This is a genomic window from Leptolyngbya sp. ST-U4 (genome assembly GCF_039962215.1).
Taxonomy (GTDB): Bacteria; Cyanobacteriota; Cyanobacteriia; order Elainellales; family Elainellaceae; genus Leptolyngbya_A.
Map to the genome: position 1 here is coordinate 65,026 of NZ_JAMPKZ010000020.1, position 6,395 is coordinate 71,420.

5 protein-coding genes and 1 pseudogene are annotated in these 6,395 nt (G+C 50.3%); 2 read left to right on the forward strand and 4 right to left on the reverse strand.

Features of this window, described 5'->3' with window-relative positions; genetic code table 11:
* Window positions 1–108: 108 nt before the first annotated feature.
* The 4 genes and pseudogenes from NDA02_RS21540 to NDA02_RS21555 all read right to left on the reverse strand — a co-directional run bounded on the left by NDA02_RS21540 (window position 109) and on the right by NDA02_RS21555 (window position 2,013).
* On the reverse strand, window positions 109–615 hold the full coding sequence (locus NDA02_RS21540; protein WP_348255806.1) for a nuclear transport factor 2 family protein: 507 nt from the start codon (window positions 613–615) through the stop codon (window positions 109–111).
* A gap of 42 nt (window positions 616–657) precedes the next feature.
* A pseudogene (locus NDA02_RS21545) lies at window positions 658–1,005 on the reverse strand (DUF3140 domain-containing protein).
* Window position 1,006: 1 nt separating this feature from the next.
* Window positions 1,007–1,225: a DUF2945 domain-containing protein gene (locus NDA02_RS21550; protein ID WP_348249689.1), complete on the reverse strand. Its 219-nt coding sequence runs from the start codon at window positions 1,223–1,225 to the stop codon at window positions 1,007–1,009.
* Between the two features lie 323 nt (window positions 1,226–1,548).
* Window positions 1,549–2,013 (reverse strand): DoxX family protein, encoded by a 465-nt coding sequence (locus NDA02_RS21555; RefSeq protein WP_199296289.1) that lies wholly within the window; start codon window positions 2,011–2,013, stop codon window positions 1,549–1,551.
* A gap of 440 nt (window positions 2,014–2,453) precedes the next feature.
* Here NDA02_RS21555 and NDA02_RS21560 point away from each other — a divergent pair, with 440 nt between their 5' ends.
* Together NDA02_RS21560 and clpB are read left to right on the forward strand one after the other, a co-directional pair.
* Window positions 2,454–2,879 (forward strand): DoxX family protein, encoded by a 426-nt coding sequence (locus tag NDA02_RS21560; RefSeq protein WP_190789721.1) that lies wholly within the window; start codon window positions 2,454–2,456, stop codon window positions 2,877–2,879.
* Between the two features lie 321 nt (window positions 2,880–3,200).
* The gene (gene clpB, locus NDA02_RS21565; RefSeq protein ID WP_190789722.1) at window positions 3,201–5,825 is read left to right on the forward strand and encodes an ATP-dependent chaperone ClpB; all 2,625 of its coding nucleotides are present in this window, start codon (window positions 3,201–3,203) and stop codon (window positions 5,823–5,825) included.
* The last annotated feature ends 570 nt before the right edge of the window (window positions 5,826–6,395 follow it).

Genomic DNA, 6,395 nt, shown 5'->3' on the forward strand with positions numbered 1-6,395 from the left:
CGATCCTCGCTCTGTGGGCATAGATGCCTGCAATATCAACAAGTTAGAGGACGGCATACAGGCGACCACAATGGATGCGAGATGCAGTCGCAGGGCACAAGGCTGTGGCTATTTTGCGCCTTGCGGCAAGAATGCGGCGGAATCATAGTAAGTGCGAAAATGTTGCACTCGCCCATTCTTCGTTTCCAGAATGCTTACCCCTCGATAGCTGAAAGGTTCGCCCGATGACAAAGCTCCTTCTGAAATCCATTCCAGCGTAATCGTTCCGTTTCCCTCTGCCACATGGGTAAAACGGGAATGAATGCGATCGAACACCGACAGATATTTTTGCCAGAACTGCCGAATGTGCTGCTGTCCCTGAAGCGGTTCAGACATTGCCAGATTAAGAACATCCGCGTTGTCTGCAAACAAAGCAACAAGTGGTTCAACGTCTCCGGTTACTTCAATTTGCTGTAGCGATCGCATAAAGCGTTCTGCTATCTCATCCTGATTGCGCTGGTTTGATGTTGGGTCATCCGTTTGAACAGAGGAACTTAGATGATCATCTACAAGCTCTCTATCGTGAGCATCGTTCTGCTCTACTCGGTCACGGTAGCGTTGTTCATTCGATCGCATCGTACTGCTCCTGCTGAACTTATGCTGAACTTGTGCTGAACTTTAATCTTTGAGCGGTTCATGTCCCCAGTTCTTTAATGAATACCGCCAGCGAGTATGAGTGATATCTCCATCCAGTCTTTATGCAGAATGACGATGAATATAGCTCACCACACGGCGCATCTGGTTATAGTCATCCTCGCTGTAGTCTGACCGTTTCTTGTGCAGTAGTTCTACGAGATGACGACCTGTTTGATGTCCCGTAGATTCGTCACCTTCGTGTTCTTTCATGCCTACCGACTGCGACTCTTCGGTTTTTAGCCAGTGTTCAAGTTCCTTCGCAGGCATATTAACCGCTTCTCGAAATTCGCGTAGAACGGTTTCGTTTTCGGTGTCCGTGTGGTGTACCATGCTACTTCTCTTTCACTTTCCTCAGTTCTTCGGCTTTATGAATTGCTTCTTTGCCGCTTTTTTCACTTTCAACTAAATACTCAGGTTTGTCCTTCGATGCTTCAAAATGATGATTCTTGAAATCGGTGGGTTCAGTGATAATTTCTTTAATCACGCCATGAGTGGTTCCACCCGAAGAATCCCATTCAACCTTGTCGCCCTTCTTAAACTGCTTTGTCATTGTTCTGCCTTAAGCTAAATTCTTGCGTTGCGGACGATCCTAAAAAGATTGCCCCCCGATAACGTCTTTCCAATGACGGATCGCAGTGCTTCAAATTCCTGCCTGGCAATCTACAACACTGCTACGTCATAACTGCCAGGGTCAGAAGGCTAGGGTGATTTACACTTCCGGTATTTCTCTTGTTGCTCTGATTGCCTGGTTTAATGGAAATCGATCACGGGTTGCAGCAGCAGCATGATTGCTCCAACAACGACAAACGAAAGCGTGATCCAGAGCAGCATTAAATTCAATTGCATTGTAATTCTCCTTTACCACCCAAGTTGCTACCGTTCATTGGAATTTACCTTGCTCTCAGGGATGATTTTAGGTGTATCAGAGTCTGGCTCGATCGCGCCCATTGTTTCTACAGCCTCATCGGCTCTAGTCAGCCACCAAGCCCAAAGGACTAAGCAGACCTGAAAAGGAAAACGCAACCAAATCAGCGGCGGATCATGCGGCATTGCTGAGACTGGAATATTATGAATTGCCTGGTTGAGGTTCGCTGGAAAAATAGCAATGAAAAGTACAACCAAAACCCAAGCGGCTGCATGACTGGCACGAGGAATGAGCAACCCAATTCCAGCAAGGATCTCAATCACTCCACTCCCATAGACCAGTGCCAAGGGATGAGGAAGGACGGATGGCACAATTCTAATGTGGGAGTCTGGGCTGGTAAAATGCGTAGCACCGATCGCCACCACTGCCAGGGCAAGAATGAACCGAAAGAGCGGTTTGTACTGCTGCATCATACTGCTGAACAAAAAATGAACAAAAATCTGTGCTTTGTATTTAGCTAATATATTCGGCTAAATCAATTCTGAGTTGATTGTCTTTGGCTTCTACTAACTTGGGTGAGTTAAAGCTGCGATCGTCTATAGGGAACTTGCTTCACCAACTGCCTGAATGACAGAATCATGAGATGAGAGAGCAGGCGATCGCGCTAGTTCAGATAAGCTAATCTATTACAAACTGGTTTAGCAAAACCCATCTTAAGGAAGAAGTAGAAATGAATGAATTTTGATAACTAACCAGATTGCTGCTGAACAAGTTAACCCCAAGCCGACATCGGCAGCCTGCGAGGTTTACTGCATCAATTGCAGCAGGTCTTTCAGGCGATCGAAGTCCACTCTGCGTACTAATCTCTTCTAGAGTAAACAAACAACCTACGAACTGAAAAATACTGAGAAATATGAATCCATTTCTTGCCCGCTACTCCCCCTACATTTACGCAATTTTGCGAATCGTTGCAGGATTGTCCTTTGCTCTGCATGGCACTCAAAAGATATTGGGTATTCCAGGTGGTAAACCACCCCTCTCCATCACCTCATTCCTGGGATTTGGGGGACTGCTGGAGTTAGTTTGCGGCTTATTGATTGCGATCGGACTGCTGACAAGCTATGCGGCCTTTATTGCCAGCGGTGAAATGGCAGTCGCTTACTTTATGCTGCATGCTTCAAAAGGCTTTCTCCCGATCGTTAACGGAGGTGAGTTAGCCATGCTCTACTGTTTCCTTTTTCTCTATATTGCGGCTCATGGTCCAGGGATCTGGAGTATCGACGCATCCAGGAGAAGAACAAGGGCAAAATCATCTGCTTCGCTGAGGCAGGAAGGTTAATCGCACCGTGAATTAAATAGCGTGAATTGAACTGAATAGAAAGCAGTGGAATCCGCTCAAGCGTTGCTCGTGATGTGTAGAGCGCAGAAACTTCTGTAGAACGATTACACGCTACCCGCGCCAATCCTTTATCTGCCTAGTCATAATCCTTCACGAAGGGACGAGATTACGCCATCAAAAGGTGTGATGCCCGATCGCCTCGTCTTCATAATTCTCCCTAAAATAAAGTCACTGGGGTCAGTGGTATTGAGTGGCAGGTGAGAGGCATCCCCATCACTGCTAAAAGTATGACCCTGCGATTCTTCATTCCCCTCAGTGCCTATGCAGCCAACCAACCCAAATCAATTCACTGAGAAAGCGTGGGAGGCGATCGTTCGGACTCCCGATATTGCAAAGCAGGCACAGCATCAGCAGCTTGAGTCAGAGCATTTGATGCTGGCGATTCTGGAGCAGCCAGAAGGACTGGCAACGAGTATTCTAAACAAGCTCGGCGTGACCGTGCAGCGCGTCCGCGAGTACACGGAAAAATACATTCAAAAACAGCCGAAAGTGTCGGGTGCAGGCAGTTCGGTGTATCTGGGTCGCTCACTCGATACTCTGCTCGATCGGGCTGAAACGCTGCGGAAAGAGTATGGCGACGAGTATATTTCGGTCGAACACCTGCTGCTGGCGTATGCAAGAGACGATCGCTTCGGCAAGAGCTTGTTCCAGGAATTTAAGCTAAACGAGAATAGACTAAAGAATACTGTGGATCAGGTAAGAGGAAACCAGAAAGTGACGGATCAAAACCCAGAGGGCAAGTACGAAGCTCTAGAGAAGTATGGGAGGGATCTGACCGAGGCGGCGCGTCAGGGCAAGCTTGATCCGGTGATTGGACGCGATGACGAAATTCGCCGCACGATTCAAATTCTCTCGCGCCGCACGAAGAATAACCCTGTGCTGATTGGCGAACCGGGCGTGGGTAAGACGGCGATCGCGGAAGGACTGGCACAGCGCATTCTGGCGGGTGACGTGCCCGAATCGCTGAAAGACCGCAAGCTGATCGCGCTGGACATGGGTGCACTGATCGCCGGAGCCAAGTTTCGCGGCGAGTTTGAGGAGCGGCTCAAGGCAGTGCTAAAGGAAGTCACGGATTCCAATGGCAGCATTATTCTATTTATCGATGAAATTCACACTGTTGTCGGTGCAGGGGCAACCCAGGGCGCGATGGATGCGGGAAACCTGCTTAAACCCATGCTGGCAAGAGGGGAACTCCGCTGTATTGGTGCGACCACGCTGGACGAATACCGCAAGTACATCGAGAAGGACGCAGCCCTGGAGCGGCGATTCCAGCAGGTGTATGTGGATCAGCCTTCGGTGGAAGACACGATCTCGATCTTGCGGGGTCTCAAGGAACGGTACGAGGTTCACCACGGAGTCAAGATTTCTGACTCTTCGCTGGTGGCTGCGGCTACCCTGTCGAACCGCTATATCTCCGATCGCTTCCTGCCAGACAAAGCCATTGACTTGGTAGACGAAGCAGCTGCCAAGCTGAAAATGGAAATCACCTCTAAGCCGGAGGAACTGGATGAGGTCGATCGCAAAATCCTTCAGCTTGAAATGGAAAAGCTGTCGCTGCAAAAAGAAAGCGATGCGGGTTCCCGCGAACGGCTCGATCGCCTTGACAAAGAGCTGTCTGATCTGAAGGAAGAGCATACTACGCTGAATGCTCAGTGGCAGTCCGAGAAGGAAGTGATCACTGAGATCCAGACGCTCAAAGAAGAGATCGATCGCGTCAACCTGGAAGTGCAGCAGGCGGAGCGCGACTACGACCTCAACCGCGCAGCGGAACTGAAATACGGCAAACTCACCGACCTGCAACGCAAGCTGCAAGAAGCTGAAAAGCGGCTGACCGAGACGCAAACCAGCGGTAAATCAATGCTGCGCGAAGAAGTGACCGAGTCCGACATTGCGGAAATCATTTCCAAGTGGACGGGCATCCCGGTGAGCAAGCTGGTCGAGTCTGAAATGCAGAAACTCCTGTACCTGGAAGACGAGCTGCATCGGCGCGTTGTGGGTCAACATGAGGCAGTGACGGCAGTTGCAGACGCAATTCAGCGTTCTCGTGCTGGGTTGGCTGACCCCAATCGACCGATCGCCAGCTTTATCTTCCTGGGTCCGACCGGGGTCGGTAAGACGGAATTGGCGAAGGCTCTGGCGGCATACCTGTTTGACACCGAAGAAGCAATGGTGCGAATCGATATGTCTGAGTACATGGAGAAGCACGCCGTTTCTCGTTTGATCGGTGCGCCTCCCGGATATGTGGGATATGAGGAAGGCGGTCAGCTGACCGAGGCGATTCGTCGTCGTCCCTATGCGGTAATTTTGTTTGATGAGATCGAGAAAGCACATCCCGATGTGTTCAACATCATGCTGCAAATCCTCGATGACGGTCGCGTGACGGACTCGCAGGGTCGCACGGTCGATTTCAAGAACACCGTGATCATCATGACCAGCAACATTGGGTCGCAGTACATTCTCGACCTGGCAGGCAACGATGAACTCTACGAAGAAATGCGATCGCGCGTGATGGATGCTCTGCGATCGAATTTCCGCCCAGAGTTCCTGAACCGGGTAGATGAGCTGATCATCTTCCACAGCCTGCAACGCTCTGAATTGCGGCAAATTGTCCAGCTTCAGGTCAATCGTCTGTCCCAGCGTTTGGACGATCGCAAGATGTCGCTCCGCTTGTCCGAAGCTGCCCTCGACTTCCTGGCAGAAGTGGGCTACGACCCGGTATTTGGCGCACGCCCCCTCAAGCGAGCCATCCAGCGCGAACTGGAAACGCCGATCGCTAAAGCCATTCTGCGCGGAGAATTCCACGACGGCGATACGATCTACGTCGATATCGAAAACGAGCGGTTGGCACTGAAGCGCCTTTCGGCAGAACTGCTGGCAGCTCTGTAGGTTGCGGTCATTAGCCCGATCGTTTGATTGATTAACCCTCTGTCGATTCGCGGCAGGGGGCTTTTTGGGGTGTAATGGGGGCGATCGTCTCTGCCAGTCGTACAGTATGGCAAACAGGAGATGAGGCGATGGCAGCTCTTCTCGTTCAGGTGGTTTCCGATTTATGCGAGAAATATAGTCCGCAGATTATTATCCTTTACAGCTCTCGTGCCAAAGGAGACCTTACCCCTGCCAGCAATATAATATCGTCTGCTTTACGGCTCAAATCAGCGGCAGCAAGTAACTTCAAACCAAGTAACCCAAACTCAGTACCGGCGGTTTTCGATCGCCCGCTGCCATCATGTGTTAGCCGGAGCATGTACTGTTTTCCCCTCAATCTCATCGACGAACAACCTCTTGGGTCGTTTCAGAACGGCAGACCGCTGTTTGAGAGTTTTGGGGAATCACAAATAACCTTTACAGCCTTTTCCAGGCTGGCGAGGTACAAGATAGAGTAATGGAAGTGCCATCTAGAAGCTGCCTGACATGAAACCCTATTCCCGTGACCTGCGCCAGAAACTCGTAGAGCGA

Coding starts and splice junctions, on each gene's coding strand:
- NDA02_RS21555 (WP_199296289.1), bottom strand. CDS start 2,013: ATGATGCAGCAGTACAAACCGCTCTTTCGGTTCATTCTTGCCCTGGCA.
- NDA02_RS21550 (WP_348249689.1), bottom strand. CDS start 1,225: ATGACAAAGCAGTTTAAGAAGGGCGACAAGGTTGAATGGGATTCTTCG.
- NDA02_RS21540 (WP_348255806.1), bottom strand. CDS start 615: ATGCGATCGAATGAACAACGCTACCGTGACCGAGTAGAGCAGAACGAT.
- NDA02_RS21560 (WP_190789721.1), top strand. CDS start 2,454: ATGAATCCATTTCTTGCCCGCTACTCCCCCTACATTTACGCAATTTTG.
- clpB (WP_190789722.1), top strand. CDS start 3,201: ATGCAGCCAACCAACCCAAATCAATTCACTGAGAAAGCGTGGGAGGCG.